The sequence below is a fragment of the Stenotrophomonas sp. 10L48 genome (genome assembly GCF_056395105.1).
In genome coordinates this window covers 125539-141228 of the sequence record NZ_JBFTIX010000007.1, presented here as the reverse complement: position 1 = coordinate 141228, position 15690 = coordinate 125539, and the positions used below count along the sequence as shown (strand labels likewise).

Below are 15690 nucleotides of genomic sequence, written 5' to 3'. Positions count from 1 at the left end.
CACGCCAGGATCCGCGCGACCGTCGCGCGGCGGCGACCGGAGCGCATCCATGAGCAGCCTGCGCGATGCGATGAGCCACGCAGCCCTGGGCTGGGTCAAGCCCGAGCTGGACGAGACCCTGCGCCTGGTGCGCAACGAGGTCGAGTACTTCGCCGAAGATCCGGCCGACAGCAGCCGCATGCGCATCTGCGCCGGCTACCTGCACCAGGTGCAGGGCACGCTGCGCATGGTCGAACTGTATGCACCGGCGATGGTGGCCGAGGAGCTGGAACAGCTCGCCATCGCCGTCGGCAAGGGCGAGGTCGCCGAGCGCGACGAGGCCTGCGCCACCCTGATGCGCGGCAGCGTGCTGCTGCCCGATTACCTGGAGCGCCTGCAGAACGGACACCGTGACATCCCGATCGTGCTGCAGCCGCTGCTCAACGAGATCCGCGCCGCCCGTGGCGAAGCGCTGATCAACGACAGCGTGCTGTTCGCGTTCGCGCCCGATTCGGTGACCGCCACCGAAGCGGAACTGGACCATGCACGCGGCAGCCTCAGCGGCCGCAACCGCGAGCTGCTGGACACCGTTGGCAACGCGGTCAAGGAAGAACTGCTGCAGGTCAAGGACGCGCTGGACCTGCACCTGCGTACCGACGGTTCGCCGCAGCAGCTGCAGGAGCAGGTGACCAAGCTGGGTTCGGTGGCCGATACGCTGGGCATGCTCGGCCTGGGCGCTGCGCGGGGCGTGGTCGTGCAGCAGCGCGACGCGCTGCGCGGGGTCGTCGAGGGCCGCCAGCAGATCGACGAAGACATGCTGCTGGATATCGCCGGTGCGCTGCTCTATGTCGATGCATCGCTGGATGACCAGGTCGCACACCTCGGTGCCAGTGGCAGTGGCCAGGATGATCCGAGCGCGGTGGAGAACCGGCGCACGGTGGAAGTGCTGGCGCACGAGGCGATCGCCAATTTCGCCGCCGCCCGCGAGCATTTCGTCGCTTTCATCGAAACCAGCTGGAACCACGCCGAACTGCAGGACGTGCCGCGCCTGCTCGGCGATGTCTCCGGCGCATTGCGCATGCTCGACCTGGGCACCGCGGCAGACTATCTGCGCGGCGTGCAGCAGTACATCGAAGCCGAACTGATCGGTCGTCAGCGGGTGCCCAGTGGTCGCCAGCTGGACACCCTGGCCGACGCCATGGCCAGCCTGGAGTACTACCTGGAAGCCCTGCGTGACCGCCGTCCGGGTCGCGAGGACATCCTCGACATCACCCGCAGCAGCCTGGAAGCGCTGCGCTACTGGCCGCTGCCCGAGCGCGGCGTGGTCGCTGTCGAAGACGTGCAGCCGGTCATGCGCGAAGCTGTGGTCTTGCCAGCCGAGCCGCTGCAGATCGAACCGCTGGATATCGACGTGCAGGCCTCCGCGCCGGCACCGGGTGACGTGCCGGCGTCGCTGCCCGATTTCACCTTCGACCCGCTGCCGGAGGCTACGCCCGCCGACAACGGCCTGATGTTCGGATCGCTGGGTACGCCAGCGTTGTCGGCCGAACCGCACGGCACCCCGGCGCCCCTGTTGTTCGCTGCCTCCAGCGCCCCCGCGCCGGAAGTGCCGCAGTGGGAACTGGGTGGATTCGACGCGCCGGCAGGGAGTGCTGCCGAACGCAGCGACGAGCGTGCGCCGACGTTCGACAGCTTCGATCCGGTCAGTTTCGATCCTGTGTCCGTCGAACGGTCCGACGCTGCTGCCTGGACGTTGTCCGCGATTCCGGTGCCGGAAGAGGACGACACGCAGGCAAGCGCCGTAGACGGCAATGATGACGCCTTCCTGGCGACGTCGTTGGACGAGACGTCGTCTGCCGCGTCGCTGGACGTGGTCATTTCGCTGGCCTTCGATCCGGTTGYCGCCGAGCAGGACGGCCAGACGTCGCTGAGCGACGATGTGGTGTTCCGTTTCGACAGCAGCCTGCTGCACAACGCCGATGACGTGTTGTCGCTGGAGACAATGGAAACGCTGTCGTTGGACGACGAGCAGGCCTCGCCTGCGACGCTGGAGTTCATTGACGCCGGTGCGGTGGTGCAGGCCGACGATGGCCTGGCCATCAACGAACGGCTCGACTCCACCGTTGACGGCGACGCGGCGACCGATGCGGCAGTCTACGTCGCACCGGCCGCTGATCTGCCCGCATCCGAAGACCTGTCGGCAGTGTCTGCTGCGCCGACCGTGGCGCTGGTCGATGTGGATACCATCGCGCCGATCGACTTCAGCGAAGCCGATGCGCAGTTCTTCGCAGAGCTGAATGCCGCTGCCGCCGGCTTCAATCCCCAGGCCATGCCGGCCGCCGTCGTGCCGACCGAAACCGTGCCGCCAGCCGTGGCCGAGGGCGGGTTCGATGCGGGTTTCGACGACGATGCCGAGAACATCGACCAGGACATCCGCGAGGTGTTCCTGGAAGAATTCGACGACGAGCTGGGCAATCTCGGCACGCTGCTGCCGGCATGGCGCATGCAACCGGACAACATGGACCGGCTGCGGCCGATCCGCCGCATTTTCCACACACTGAAGGGCAGTGGCCGCCTCGTCGGCGCACGTACCCTGGGTGAGTTCGCGTGGAAGATCGAGGGCATGCTCAACCGCGTGCTCGATGGCACCCGCGCCCCCACGCCGGCGGTACTGGCGATGGTCGATCACGCATACACGGCACTGCCGCAGTTGAACGCGGCACTGCGCGATGGCCAGCGGGTCAGCGTCGACCTGCAGGCGATGCAGGCCATCGCCGATCGCGTGGGTGCAGGCGAAGAAACGTTCTACGTTGCGCTGCCGGGCGCCACCGCGCCGACGGCCGAGGCGCCGACCGATGCTGCCGCGCCGCTGGACAGCGCCGTGCAGGATGTCGATGCCCCCGCACAGAGCGCTGTTGAAGCGCCGGGTACCCCGGCCAACATCGACAGCGTGCTGCGTGAGATCCTGGAGGCCGAGGTGGAACTCCACCAGGCCACGCTGCAGGGCTGGTTGCGCTCGGCGCAGCAGGCGCCACAGCCGGTCAGCGATGCGTTGCTGCGCGCGGTGCACACCATGAACGGTGCCTTCGCGATGACCGAGGTGCCGGAAATCACCGCTGTCACTGGCGGCGCCGAGTCGTACATCAAGCGCGCGCTGGCCGCCGAGGTGGTGCCGGGTGATGACGCCGTGGCAGCCCTGGACGAAACCGCGCAGGCGATCAACGCGACCATGGACGCGCTGCAGGCCGAGCAGCCGCGGATTGCGCCGCAGGCTGAACTGGCGCAGCGCCTGCAGGCGCTGGCCGGCGAGCTGCCGGAAGCACGCTGGCCGATGGCCGGGCTGGACGTCGAGGATGAAGACGAAGACCCGCTGCTTCCGCTGGTCGCAGAAGCAGATGCCGCCGACGCCGACATGGTCGAGCCGGGGCATGCGGTAGAGATCGAGCCGGAGGTCGAACGCGACACCGGTGCCGAGGTGCTGGAGGCGCTGCAGGTCAGCGAGGACGCGTTGAGCGATGCGGGCCTGGAGTCCGCCGAATTGACCGGCAGCGATGATCTGTCGCGCTACTTCGATGCAGGGTGGCCGTCGATGCCGGACGGCCCGGCGCCGCAGTCGACGCTGGAAGTGGCTGCTTCCACGCTCGTTGCCGCGGAAATTGAAGCCGGACAGGCGGTGGCGACATCGGAAGACACCGCATTGGAAGACACCGCGCTGACTGCGGCGGATGATCTGTCGCCGTATCTGGATGCCAGTGCGCTGCCGGTTGACGACCGCGATCCGGATGTCCTGGATGTCGCAAACGACCTGAATACGCCGCTGCCATCCACACCTGAAACGGCGGTGGATGAAGACGCTGCTGCGCTGCCGCTCGACAGCGAGCTGTCCAGCCTGCAGGATGAAATGGCTGTGCCGGGCTTCGCAGACCCGGTCACGCTGGAAGCCGCGCTCGAGGCCGGCCTGCACGTGATCGACGAGGAGCAGGGCCAGGACGAAGACGGGCAATGGCCCGTGCTCGGCCTGCAGGCCAGCGAACTCGCGCCTGGCGAGGCGGAAGCCTTTGCCGAGGATGCGGACGTCGGCGGGGAGGCGGCGGTCGGTGAAGGAGAGAGCACCGACCAGCCGTCCCCGGCGACGGTGGAAGACGTCGGGGCCGCGGAGACGGCGCAGGACGCCATCTCGCCCTCGCGTTTCTTCGAGCTGGAAGATGCTCCGGGCCAGGCTGCCGCGGCGGACAGCGGCATGATCGTGGTGCCGGTCGCGGCGGAGGCTGCGGCGGTCGAGGTCGAACCTGTCGCCGTCGACAGCGTCGATGCGGCGGTACCGGCGGATGCGCCCCTGCCCGAAGCCCAGACCGAAGAAGCCCGGACCGACTCCGAAGCCGAAGAGAGCGCCGACCTGCTCGACTTCAGCATCTATGATCGCGAGCTGGTCGACATCTTCGTCGAGGAAGGCAAGGACCTGCTGGATCATTGCGATGGGCTGATCAGCGAGCTGCGCGAAGCGCCGCAGGATCGCGAAGCCCTGGCCGGCCTGCAGCGCGATCTGCATACGCTCAAGGGCGGCGCGCGCATGGCGGGCATCAATGCCATCGGTGATCTCGGCCACAGCATCGAATCGCTGCTGGAGGCTGTCGCTGGCGGGCGCACCGAGATCGAACGTCGTGATGTGCAGTTGCTGGAACGCGGTTTCGACCGTCTGCACCAGCTGCTGACCCGTACCGGCGAACATCGCATCGTCGAGCCGGCACAGGATCTGCTCGACGCCTTTGAAGCACGCACCACCACCGACATCACCGCCGCTGCCAGCGCAGCTGCAGCCAGTGCTGTCGTCGTGGCGGAGCAGGCCCCACAGGCGGCTCCGGCCGTGGCCGTGGTCGATGCCCCGTTGTCGGCACCGTTGCCGGTGGAAGGTTCCAGCGAGGAAGACCCGCTGGCCCGTCCGCAGCAGGAACAGGTGCGTGTGCGCGCCGACCTGCTCGACCGCCTGGTCAACCACGCCGGTGAAGTGGCGATCTATCGTTCGCGCCTGGAACAGCAGCTCGGCGCCTTCCGTGGCGCGATGGGCGAACTGGAACGCACCAATGCGCGTCTGCGCGACCAGCTGCGTCGCCTGGACCTGGAAACCGAAGCGCAGATCGTGGCCCGCTACCAGCGCGAGCAGGACCAGGCCGACCAGAAGTTCGATCCACTGGAACTGGACCGTTTCTCCACCCTGCAGCAGCTCAGCCGCGCGCTGAACGAGTCGGCCGCCGATCTGGGTGGCCTGCAGGGCGTGCTGGATGATCTGTCGCGCCAGTACGATTCGCTCCTGCAGCAGCAGTCGCGTGTCAGTTCGGAACTGCAGGATGGCCTGATGCGCGCGCGCATGGTGCCGTTCGACGGCCTGGTGCCGCGCCTGCGCCGTGTGGTCCGCCAGGCCGGCATGGATACCGGCAAGCAGGTTCACCTGACCCTGGAAGGCACCCACGGCGAGCTCGATCGCAACGTGCTCGATCGCATGGTCGCGCCGCTGGAGCACATGCTGCGCAACTCGGTTGCCCATGGCCTGGAAGCGCCGGAACAGCGTCGTGCCGCCGGCAAGCCGGAAGAAGGCGAAATCGCCATCCGCCTGCACCGCGAGGGCTCGGAAATCGTACTGGACGTGGCCGATGATGGCGCTGGCCTGGATCGTGAAGCGATCCGCCGTCGCGCCATCGACCGCGGCCTGCTGCCTGCCGATGCACAGCCGAGCGAACAGGAACTGGACAACCTGATCTTCGCGTCGGGCTTCTCCACCGCCGACCAGGTCAGCCAGCTGGCGGGCCGTGGCGTCGGCATGGACGTGGTCGGCAACGAAGTGCGCCAGCTCGGCGGCTCGGTCGACATCCAGTCGGTGCGTGGCCAGGGCGTGCGTTTCACCCTGCGCCTGCCGCAGACGCTGGCGGTCACCCAGGCGGTATTCGTGCAGATCGGCGAAACCACCTTCGCGGTGCCGGTCGCCTCGGTCAGTGGTATTGGCCGGCTGTCGCACGAGCGCTTCGAAGCAGCCGACAGCAGCTACCGGTACGGTGGCGAAGACTATCCGCTGTACGACCTCGGCAGTCTGGTCGGCCAGGCCCCGGCACGCGCTGACGGCCAGGCCCAGGTGCCGCTGCTGCTGGTCCGCGCCGGCGACCTGCGCGCCGCCGTTGCGATCGATCAGGTGCTGGGCAACCGCGAAGTCGTGGTCAAGCCGGTGGGCCTGCAGATCGCCTCGGTGCCGGGCATCTACGGCGCCACCATCACCGGCGATGGCCGGGTGGTGGTGATCCTGGACGTGGCCCCGCTGGTGCGTCGTTTCCTGGCCAACCCGACCGCGCCGGTGCTGGTCAACGCACCCCGCCAGGAACGGCAGGTGCCGTTGGTGATGGTGGTGGATGATTCGCTGACCATGCGCAAGGTCACCGGCCGTATCCTGGAGCGTCACAACTTCGAGGTGAGCGTCGCCCGCGATGGCGTCGAAGCCCTGGAACAGCTGGAAGAGCGCGTGCCGGACCTGATGCTGCTGGACATCGAAATGCCGCGGATGGACGGCTACGAGCTGGCCACCGCGATGCGTGCCGACCCGCGCTACAAGGACGTGCCGATCGTGATGATCACCTCGCGCAGCGGCGACAAGCACCGCCAGCGCGCCTTCGAAATCGGTGTGCAGCGCTACCTGGGCAAGCCGTACCAGGAGCTGGACCTGATGCGTAACGTGTACGACTTGCTGGGGATTGCCCGTGTCCGTGAGTGACCTCGATCCGGTTCCGGCCGTAGCCCTGCTGGCCCGCCCGGGTGCGGCGCGTGAGCGCCTGCGCGAGGCGTTGGCCCATGCCGACGTGCAGATCGTGCTGGAAGACGATCCCATGACGCTGGAACCGCAGGCGCTGCATGATGCGCGCCCGCAGTTCGTGGTGATCGCGCTGGAAGCGGCCATTGAAGACGCGCTGGAGCGCCTGGAACCGGCGCTGTCGGCGCCCGGCTTGACCCTGGTGTTCGATGAGGCTGAACTGGCCGCGCGTCGCGATGGTTGGGAAGCGCAGCGCTGGGGCCGTCACCTTGCCGCCAAGCTGCACGGCCACCAGCAGGTGCTGCCGCCCGGCGCCGAGGACGAACCGGCACTGCAGCTGGAGCCGGGCCTGCCGTCGACGCCGCCGGTGCCGAAGGAAACCGCGCTGCAGACGCACCTGGAACAGGCCCGTTCGTGGGCCGACGACGTGCCGGCTGATGGCCTCTATTCGCCGCCGGCACACCTGCACGAGCCCGTCGCGCTGGAGCAGGCGCTGGCTGCGCTGCAGCCGGTGCTGCCGGAAACGGCAGCGCCTGTGCAAGCCGCGCCGGAACCGCCGCCGGTACCGGCAGCTGCGCCGTCGGTATTCACCGACCACACGGCCTGGTCGCTGGTTGACGAGGCCAGCGACGCGCCGGCAGTTGCATCGGCTGCCACCTCGACCGAATCGGCGGAACCTGCATTCGATACCGGACATCTTTCACTGGTCGACCTGGACGCTGCCGCGCCTGCAGGCAGTCGCTCCGGCGCACTGCTGGTACTGGCCGGTATCGGCGGTCCCGATGCGTTGCGTCGCCTGCTCGCTGCACTGCCCAGCGGGCTGGCCGTGCCGGTGCTGGTGCACATGCGCCTGGACGGCGGCCGCTACGGCAACCTGGTCAAGCAGATGGCGCGCGTATCGCCGCTGCCGGTGCAGCTGGCCGAAGCCGGCCAGCGCGCCACCGCTGGCGAAGTGCACGTGCTGGCCGATGACATCGGCGTGCACGCTGCTGCCGATGGCCTGTATTTCCAGAGCGAAGCGCAGGGCATCTCGATTGCCGCGCTGTCGGCCGAGCACAGCGCGCTGGTGCTGCTCAGCGGTGCCGATCTGGCCCATGTGGGCCCGGCGTTGGACCTCGCCGCCGCCGGTGCCTGGGTGGCCGGGCAGGTGGGCGAAGGCTGCTACGACCCGGCTGCGGCGACGGCGGTGGTCGCCGCCGGCATGGTGGCCGGTGAACCGCAGGAACTGGCGCAGGTGATCGCCGCGCGCTGGGGCCTGGATGACGACGGAGATGCCGCATGAGCTACGCCAGCAATGATGAGATCCGTGGCGTCCTGATCTCGGCCGGTGCCGAACGGGTCCTGCTGCCCAATGCAACCGTGGCCGAGATGATGTCGCGGGTGCCGGTGCAGGCGGTAGCCGACGCGCCGCGCTGGCTGGTGGGTGAGATCGGCTGGCACGGCTGGCAGGTGCCCCTGGTGTCGTTCGCACGGCTCTCCGGGTTGGGCGAAGAGACGGTGGCCGGCCACAACAAGGTGGTGGTGCTCAAGACCCTCAACGGCAACCCGCAGCGCCCCTACTACGCGCTGTTGACGCAGAGCTTCCCGCAGCTGATTTCGGTACCGCGCGATGGCCTGCTGGCCGACGCGTCCGAGGAAAACCTGCCTGACATCGTGCACATGCGCGTGCTGCTGGGCGAACAGAGCGCGCTGTTGCCGAATCTCGACGCGCTGGAAGCTGCGCTGGATTCGCTGACGGCCTGACCGGAATCCGCCGGGCGATGCCCGGCGAGCGCAGCGGCCACCGGACCGGAGCCTTACCCCAGATCGCCCAGCCGTGCCTGCAACGCTGCGATCGCGGCCAGGCCTGCGGTTTCCGTGCGCAGGATGCGAGGGCCCAGCTGCAGGCCCTGGAAGCCTGCGGCGGCGAGCTGCTCACGGTCACGCGGCGACCAGCCACCTTCCGGGCCGATGGCGATCACCACGCCGCCGGCCGGCGCTGCCTGCAGTGTCGACAGCCGGTGCGCTCCCAGCGGGTCCAGGGTCAACCGCAACGTATCGGCGGGCAGTGCCGCGCTGGCCTGTGCCAGCGACTGCGGCGGTCCTACCTGCGGAATGCGCGCACGACCGGACTGCCCGCAGGCCGACTGCACGACGTTGTTCCAGTGCGCCACGCGTTTTTCCGCGCGAGCTGCATCCAGCTTCACTTCGGTGCGCTCGGCATTCACCGGCGCGATGGCGCTCACCCCCAGTTCGGTGGCCTTCTGCAGGATCAGGTCCATCTTCTCGCCGCGTGCAATGCCCTGCAGCAGGGTGATGGTCAGCGGCGACTCGTTGGCGATCACCTGCACCGCGTCGATGCGTACCTGTACCTCGCGTTTGCCGGCCATGGTCAGCGTCGCGGTGTAGTCATGGCCATCGCCGTTGAACAGCACGCAGGTATCACCCTCGCGCAGGCGCATCACCCGCACCAGGTGGTTGGCCGTCTCTTCCGGCAGGGTCACGGTCTGGCCGCTGTGCAGCGCCAGGTCGATGGGGCAGCGGGTCACGCGCATGCAATCGCCTCGTCGATGGCCGCCAGCGTGGTATGCGCCAGCAGCTCCAGTTGTTCATCGTCCACGCAGTACGGTGGCATCCAGTACAGCACGTTGCCCAGCGGGCGCAGCACCACGCCGCGCTTCAGCGCCGCCTTGTAGGCGTGCAGCCCCAGCCGCAGGGCCGGATCGAAGGGCGTGCGCTTGTCACCGTTGCGGGTCAGTTCGAAGGCCACCACCATTCCGGCCTGGCGCACATCGGCCACGTGCGGATGGTCGGCAAACGGCGCAGCCAAGGTGCCCATCACCGAGGCGATGCCGCGATTGCGCGCGATCACATCGTCCTCGCCGAAGATGTCCAGCGTGGCCAGCGCCGCCGCGCAGGCCAGCGGATTGCCGGTGTAGCTGTGCGAATGCAGGAAGGCACGTTCGCGCGAATCATCAAGGAAGGCGTCGTACAGCGCCTGCGTGGCCAGCACCGCAGCCAAGGGCAGGAAACCACCGGTCAGGCCCTTGGACAGGCACAGCAGGTCCGGCATCACCCCGGCCTGCTCGCAGGCGAACATCGTGCCGGTGCGGCCGAAGCCGGTGGCGATTTCGTCGGCGATCAGGAACGCTCCATGGGCATCACACAGTTCACGCACGCGCTGCAGATAGGCCGGATCGTGCATGCGCATGCCACCGGCACACTGCAGCCGTGGCTCCAGGATCACGGCGCAGATCTCGCCCGGATGCTGGTCGAACAGCGTGGCCAGGCCATCGGCGGCCTGGCGTGCGCGGTCGGCCGCACTCTGCCCGGGTTCGGCCAGGTAGGCGTCAGGCGAGGGCGCAAACAGGCCCTCGGCCAGCAGCGGCGCGTAGACCCGGCGGTACAGCGGAATGTCGGCCAGTGCGAGGGCGCCCAGCGTCTCGCCGTGGTAGCCGTTTTCCAGCGAGACGAAGCGCGTGCGCCGGGTCTCACCGCGGTTCTGGAAATACTGGAAGGCCATCTTCAGCGCCACTTCGACGCCGGCCGAACCGTTGTCGGCGTAGAACACCTTGGCCAGTGGCGCGCGGCCGGGCTGGCGCGGCGCGAGGGCCAACAGGCGCTCAGCCAGGGTGATCGCGGGCTCGTGGCCGAACCCGGCCAGCATCACCTGTTCCAGCTGTCCGGCCTGGGCGGCGATGGCACCGCCGATGCGCGGCTCGGCATGGCCGAACAGGTTGGTCCACCAGCTGCTGACCGCATCCAGGTAGCGGTTGCCGTCGTGATCGATCAGCCAGGCGCCTTCGCCGCGGGCGATCGGCACCAGCGGCAACGTGTCCGGATGCTCGCGCATCTGCGTGCACGGGTGCCACAGGACCTTGAGGTCGCGTTGCCGCCAGTGCTGGACCAGCGGAGAGGGGGTTGGGTCTGCTAGCATTTCGGGCTCATGAACATGTTGCTGCCTGCACATTCTATCGGCCTCGGCGCACGCGCCGTCTGCCCCGGAGATTCCGCGTGAACGATGACCGCGCAAGGCGTCCTCTGCCGATCATCCATCGGATCACCGACGAGGAGAACGGGCCCTTCCAGCGCCAGCACCTGGACCTGGAGTTCTCCAACGGCGAACGCCGCCGCTTCGAACGCCTGGTCAGCCGTGGCCATGGCGCGGTGGTGGTGGTGCCGATGCTGGATGAAGAAACCGTGCTGCTGGTACGTGAATACGCGGCCGGCATGCACCGCTACGAGCTTGGCCTGGTGAAGGGCCGGATCGATGCCGGCGAAACGCCGGAGCAGGCCGCCGACCGTGAGCTGAAGGAAGAGGCCGGCTATGGCGCTCGGCGGGTCGACGTGCTGCGCGCGATGACCCTGGCGCCGACCTACATGAGCCATCAGTCCTGGCTGGTGGTCGCGCGCGACCTGTATCCGGAGAAGCTGGCCGGCGACGAGCCGGAGGAACTGGAAGTGGTGCCGTGGAAGCTGGCCGATCTGGACCAGTTGATGCTGCGCGAGGACTTTTCCGAAGGGCGTTCGCTGGCGGCGCTGTTCATCGCCCGCCAGTGGCTGCAGGGAGCACGATGATCAAGCTGACCACGGAACTGCGCGAAACCGCGATCGCCATCGCCCAGGAAGCCGGGCAGGCGATCATGCAGGTCTACAGCAACGGTTTCGATGTGACACTCAAGGACGACGACAGCCCGGTCACCGCTGCCGACCTTGCCGCCGACCGGGTGATCCAGCAGGGGCTGCGCCAGCTGACACCGGACCTGCCGATCCTGTCGGAGGAGTCGCCGCTGGTGCCCTGGGAGCAGCGTCAGCACTGGGGCGCGTACTGGCTGGTCGACCCGCTTGATGGCACCCGCGATTTCGTCAAGCGCAATGGCGAGTTCAGCGTCAACATCGCGCTGATCTACCAGGGCGCCCCGGCCTTCGGCGTGGTCCAGTCGCCGGTCACCGGCATTGTCTGGCACGCGATGCGAGGCGAGCTGGCGTATCGCCGGCAGGGTGTGCATGACACCGTGCTGCGTACCCGTACACCTGCGACTGCGCCCCTTCGCGTCGCCGCCAGCCGCTCGCATCGTTCAGCGGAGACGAATGCCCTGCTGGCCCGCATGGGCGACATCGAGACCGTGGTGCAGGGCTCTTCGCTGAAATTCTGCCGGATCGCCGAAGGCGGACTGGATGTCTATCCGCGGCTGGGCCCGACCTCCGAATGGGATACCGCTGCTGGCCAGTGCGTGCTGCACGCGGCCGGTGGCGCGGTGCTCTCGGTCGGGACCGGCAAGCCGTTCCGCTACAACCGCCGGCCGACRCTGTTGAACGGCGATTTCATGGCGCTGGGCGATACCAGCCTGCCGTGGCGGGACTGGTTGTCCGATTGATCCAGGAGAAACGCATGAGCACGCACGAAACCCCTGCCACCGGCAACGCCAGCGCGGAGCTGGAGCGCCTGCTGGCCATCATGGCGCGCCTGCGCGACCCGCAGGGTGGCTGTCCCTGGGACCTGGAACAGAACTTCGCCACCATCGCCCCCTATACGATCGAAGAAGCCTACGAAGTGGCCGACGCGATCGATCGGGGCGACCTCGACGACCTCTGCGATGAACTGGGTGACCTGCTGCTGCAGGTCGTGTTTCATGCGCGCATGGCTGAAGAACAGGGTGCGTTTGCCTTCGCCGAGGTCGCGCGCGCGATCAGCGACAAGATGCAGCGGCGGCACCCGCATGTGTTTGCCGATGTCAGCGTCGAGGATGCCGACGGCGTGATGCGTAACTGGGACGCGATCAAGCGTGCCGAGCGCGCGGCAAAGGGCGATAAGGACACCTCGGCGCTGGCCGGGATCTCCCGTGGCCTGCCGGAATGGCAGCGGGCGGTGAAGCTGCAGTCGCGCGCGGCCAAGGTGGGTTTCGATTGGCCCGGTCCGCTGCCGGTACTGGACAAGGCGGCCGAGGAACTGCAGGAACTGCGCGAAGAGTTCGAACGCGGTGACATCGTGGGCAACAAGGCGCGCCTGCAGGAGGAACTGGGTGACCTGCTGTTCGTGTGCGCCAACCTGGCGCGCCATGCGGACATCGATCTGGGTGCCGCGCTGCGTGGGGCCAACCACAAGTTCGAACGTCGCTTCCGTTCGATGGAGGCGCAGGCCGAGGCACAAGGCGATTCGCTGGCCGCACTCGATCTGGATGCGCAGGAAGCGCTCTGGCAGCACGCCAAGGCCACCGAAAAAGCGTGAAAACGCTCGGTCTGTTCCTGCTGACCGCGCTGGCCGAGATCATCGGCTGCTACCTGCCGTGGCTGTGGCTGCGCAAGGGTGGCAGTATCTGGCTGCTGTTGCCGGCGGCGGCCAGCCTGGCGTTGTTCGCCTGGCTGCTGACCCTGCACCCGACCGCCAGCGGACGCGTGTACGCAGCGTACGGTGGCGTGTACATCGGCACGGCGCTGTTCTGGCTGTGGCTCGTCGATGGCATCCGTCCCAGCCGTTGGGACATGCTGGGGGCTGCGCTTTGCCTGGCCGGCATGGCGGTGATCATGTTCGGGCCGCGGCAACCGGGGTAAGCCGGGCAGGTGTAGAGTCGAGCAATGCTCGACCGTTGTTGTGGCAACAACAGCCGGGCATGGCTCGGCACCTTCAACGAACGGAGCACGCGCATGTCCCGCTTCGCCAGCTTCCGCGAGTTCTATCCGTTCTACCTCAGCGAGCACCGCAACACGACATCACGACGCCTGCACTTCATCGGCAGCTGCGGCGTACTGCTGCTGGTCGCCATCGCCGCACTGCGCGGACAGCCGCTGCTGCTGTTGGCGGCATTGGCCTGCGGCTACGGCTTTGCCTGGGTCGGTCACTTCTTCTTCGAGAAGAACCGCCCTGCAACATTTCGTCATCCACTGTATTCGTTCATCGGTGACTGGGTGATGTTCGCCGACATCCTGCGTGGCAGGGTGAAGTGGTGATCTCGCCGTGCGCGCCGGCCGGCGCCGTACGACTCAACGCACGTTGCAGCCCACCGCCGCCAGGTTGATCGCGTCGGCCATGCGCCGATAGCCCTCGTCGTTCGGGTGCAGATGATCGCGGGTGATGTCCGCCGGCAATGATTCCGGCTCTTTCGGATCACGCAGGGCTGCATCGAAATCCACCACGCCATCGAAGCCGGTGTCCTGGCCACGCGCCCATTGGTTGATCGCGGTGCGGGTGGTGGCCGATACCGGTTCGTAGCGCTCCGAATCGCCGAAGGGCGTCAGTGTGCCGAGATGAGCGCGGATACCATGTGCATGCAGCCGGGCGGCGACCTGGCGGTAGCCCAGCAGCATGTCTGCCGCGCTGCGTCCCGGCAGCGGCTGTGCGCCGCCACCGTGGCGGATGTCATTGATGCCTTCGAACAGGATCACCTGGTCGGCGTCGGCCACTGCGATCACGTCGCGATCCAGCCGTGACAGCGCGCTGTGGCTGCGGCCATGGTCCAGCAGCTTGTTGCCGCTGATGCCCTGGTTGAGCACCACGAAGCGGTCCGGGCACGCCTGCTGCAGGCGCTGGCCCAAGCGCTCGGGCCATTGGTTGAACGAGCCACGCGAGGCCGTCGCGCCCTCGGTGATGGAATCACCCAGGGCCACGATCACCTGCGGCCGGTCCGCGCGCTGCACCAGTACCGCGGAGAACACGTTCTGCTGGTAGCCCACGCGCACGCTGTCGGCCACCGCGTCCTGCTTTCCGTCGACCACCCGCACCACCGTACGGCGCACTGCAGGGCGGGTGGGCTGCGGGAAGTACGCGGTCACGCTGATCTCCTGCAGGGCGGCAACCCGCAAGGGCAGTGCATCACTGAGCAGCGCTGCGCCCACCGGTACGTCGATGGACGTGCGTCCATCGACGGTGACCGGCAGCGCTGCCGCCTTGCCATCCTTCAGGCGCACCCGTACATCTTCCACATGCAGCGGCGTGGTGCCCAGTTCGTTGCTGATGCGCAGCCGCAGCGCATCGCCCCTGCTACCCAGGCGCATGTCCTGGCGCACGGTCTGCGCTGCGAACTGCACGGGCGCGTCAGCGCTGCCATCCTTGCGGTCAGGCGCGGGCGAAGCGGTCCAGGCGGTGACCCAGACCGGTGCGGCCAGCGCCACGGGGGCGGCCACGGCGGTGCCGATGGCCAGGGAAAGCAGGGTGATCCAGCGCTGCATGGGCTTCGATCCGGTCAGGAGAAGTAGGTGCCGCCGTTGACGTCCAGATTGGCACCGGTGATGAACGCTGCCGCTGCCGACGCCAGGTAGACCGCCGCATCGGCGGCTTCCTCCGGCAGGCCCTGGCGACGCAGCGGCGTCGCGCCGGCCACCGCCGTACGCACTTCCGGTTTGGTGAATTCGTCATGGAAGCGGGTGGCGATCATGCCGCAGCACAGTGCGTTGACGCGGATACCCTTCGGCCCCAGCTCCTTGGCCATGGCCCGGGTGAAGGTCATCACAGCCGCCTTGGCAGTGGCATAGATCGCCGCACCAGGGCCTCCGCCATCACGACCGGCCTGCGAGGCGAAGTTCACGATCGCCGCGCCTTCGCCCATGTGCGGTACCACCGCGTGGGTGGTCAGGTAGGTGGAGGTCAGGTTGAGGTCGATGACCTTGTGGAAGAACGCCGGGTCGATGTCGGCCAGCGGACGACGCTCGACCATGCCGCCGGCCACGTTCACCAGCACGTCGATGCGCTGGCCGAATGCAGCCTGCGTTGCTGCGACCAAGCCGGCCACGGCGGCGGGATCGGTGACGTCGGCGCGGTGGGCGATGGCCTGGCCACCGGCCGCCTTGATCAGCGCCAGCGTTTCCTGCGCGCTGGCTTCGTCGTTGGCGTAGTTGAGGCAGACGCGTGCACCGGCCGCAGCCAGCTTGATCGAGACGGCACGGCCGATATCACGGCCACCACCGGTGACGATGGCCACCTTGTCCTGGAACGACATGCGGGAAAC

12 protein-coding genes are annotated in these 15690 nt (G+C 68.0%); 8 read left to right on the top strand and 4 right to left on the bottom strand.

Going from position 1 to position 15690, the window contains the following annotated elements; translation table 11 throughout:
• The first annotated feature begins 49 nt into the window (after window positions 1-49).
• From AC1DCU_RS13645 to AC1DCU_RS13635, 3 genes are read left to right on the top strand one after another with little or no spacing between them, the layout of a single operon-like run.
• Complete coding sequence (locus AC1DCU_RS13645; RefSeq protein WP_478014192.1) at window positions 50-6733, top strand: Hpt domain-containing protein; 6684 nt, start codon at window positions 50-52, stop codon at window positions 6731-6733.
• Window positions 6720-8051, top strand: a complete 1332-nt coding sequence (locus AC1DCU_RS13640; RefSeq protein ID WP_032974989.1) for a chemotaxis protein CheB — start codon at window positions 6720-6722, stop codon at window positions 8049-8051. Before AC1DCU_RS13645 ends, AC1DCU_RS13640 begins: the two co-directional genes overlap by 14 nt.
• Window positions 8048-8512, top strand: a complete 465-nt coding sequence (locus AC1DCU_RS13635) for a chemotaxis protein CheW (protein ID WP_025877758.1) — start codon at window positions 8048-8050, stop codon at window positions 8510-8512. The genes AC1DCU_RS13640 and AC1DCU_RS13635 overlap by 4 nt, the downstream gene beginning before the upstream one ends.
• A gap of 53 nt (window positions 8513-8565) precedes the next feature.
• On the opposite strand, the gene AC1DCU_RS13630 is transcribed toward AC1DCU_RS13635, so the two are convergent.
• Both AC1DCU_RS13630 and bioA read right to left on the bottom strand, forming a co-directional pair.
• Window positions 8566-9303 (bottom strand): 16S rRNA (uracil(1498)-N(3))-methyltransferase, encoded by a 738-nt coding sequence (locus AC1DCU_RS13630; protein WP_442251820.1) that lies wholly within the window; start codon window positions 9301-9303, stop codon window positions 8566-8568.
• The gene (gene bioA, locus AC1DCU_RS13625; protein ID WP_059064850.1) at window positions 9294-10685 is read right to left on the bottom strand and encodes an adenosylmethionine--8-amino-7-oxononanoate transaminase; all 1392 of its coding nucleotides are present in this window, start codon (window positions 10683-10685) and stop codon (window positions 9294-9296) included. The genes AC1DCU_RS13630 and bioA overlap by 10 nt, the downstream gene beginning before the upstream one ends.
• Window positions 10686-10762: 77 nt before the next feature.
• On the opposite strand from bioA, the gene nudE reads away from it, so the two are divergent.
• From nudE to AC1DCU_RS13600, 5 genes are all read left to right on the top strand, one after another.
• A complete protein-coding gene (gene nudE / locus AC1DCU_RS13620) occupies window positions 10763-11326 on the top strand; it encodes an ADP compounds hydrolase NudE (protein WP_025877762.1) in 564 nt (187 codons plus the stop codon).
• Window positions 11323-12126, top strand: a complete 804-nt coding sequence (gene cysQ, locus AC1DCU_RS13615; protein WP_025877764.1) for a 3'(2'),5'-bisphosphate nucleotidase CysQ — start codon at window positions 11323-11325, stop codon at window positions 12124-12126. The genes nudE and cysQ overlap by 4 nt, the downstream gene beginning before the upstream one ends.
• Before the next feature lie 14 nt (window positions 12127-12140).
• Window positions 12141-12977: a nucleoside triphosphate pyrophosphohydrolase gene (gene mazG, locus AC1DCU_RS13610; RefSeq protein ID WP_442251821.1), complete on the top strand. Its 837-nt coding sequence runs from the start codon at window positions 12141-12143 to the stop codon at window positions 12975-12977.
• Window positions 12974-13300 carry a YnfA family protein gene (locus AC1DCU_RS13605; protein ID WP_032974968.1) on the top strand — a complete coding sequence of 109 codons (327 nt, stop codon included), beginning with the start codon at window positions 12974-12976 and terminating at the stop codon, window positions 13298-13300. Before mazG ends, AC1DCU_RS13605 begins: the two co-directional genes overlap by 4 nt.
• A 93-nt stretch (window positions 13301-13393) precedes the next feature.
• The gene (locus AC1DCU_RS13600; protein WP_032974966.1) at window positions 13394-13696 is read left to right on the top strand and encodes an Mpo1-like protein; all 303 of its coding nucleotides are present in this window, start codon (window positions 13394-13396) and stop codon (window positions 13694-13696) included.
• A 33-nt stretch (window positions 13697-13729) separates the two neighbouring features.
• On the opposite strand, the gene AC1DCU_RS13595 is transcribed toward AC1DCU_RS13600, so the two are convergent.
• Window positions 13730-14914 (bottom strand): GDSL-type esterase/lipase family protein, encoded by a 1185-nt coding sequence (locus tag AC1DCU_RS13595; RefSeq protein WP_442251822.1) that lies wholly within the window; start codon window positions 14912-14914, stop codon window positions 13730-13732.
• A 14-nt stretch (window positions 14915-14928) separates the two neighbouring features.
• Entirely contained in the window at window positions 14929-15681 is a 753-nt protein-coding gene (locus tag AC1DCU_RS13590) for an SDR family NAD(P)-dependent oxidoreductase (protein WP_032974965.1), read from the bottom strand.
• Window positions 15682-15690: the final 9 nt, after the last annotated feature.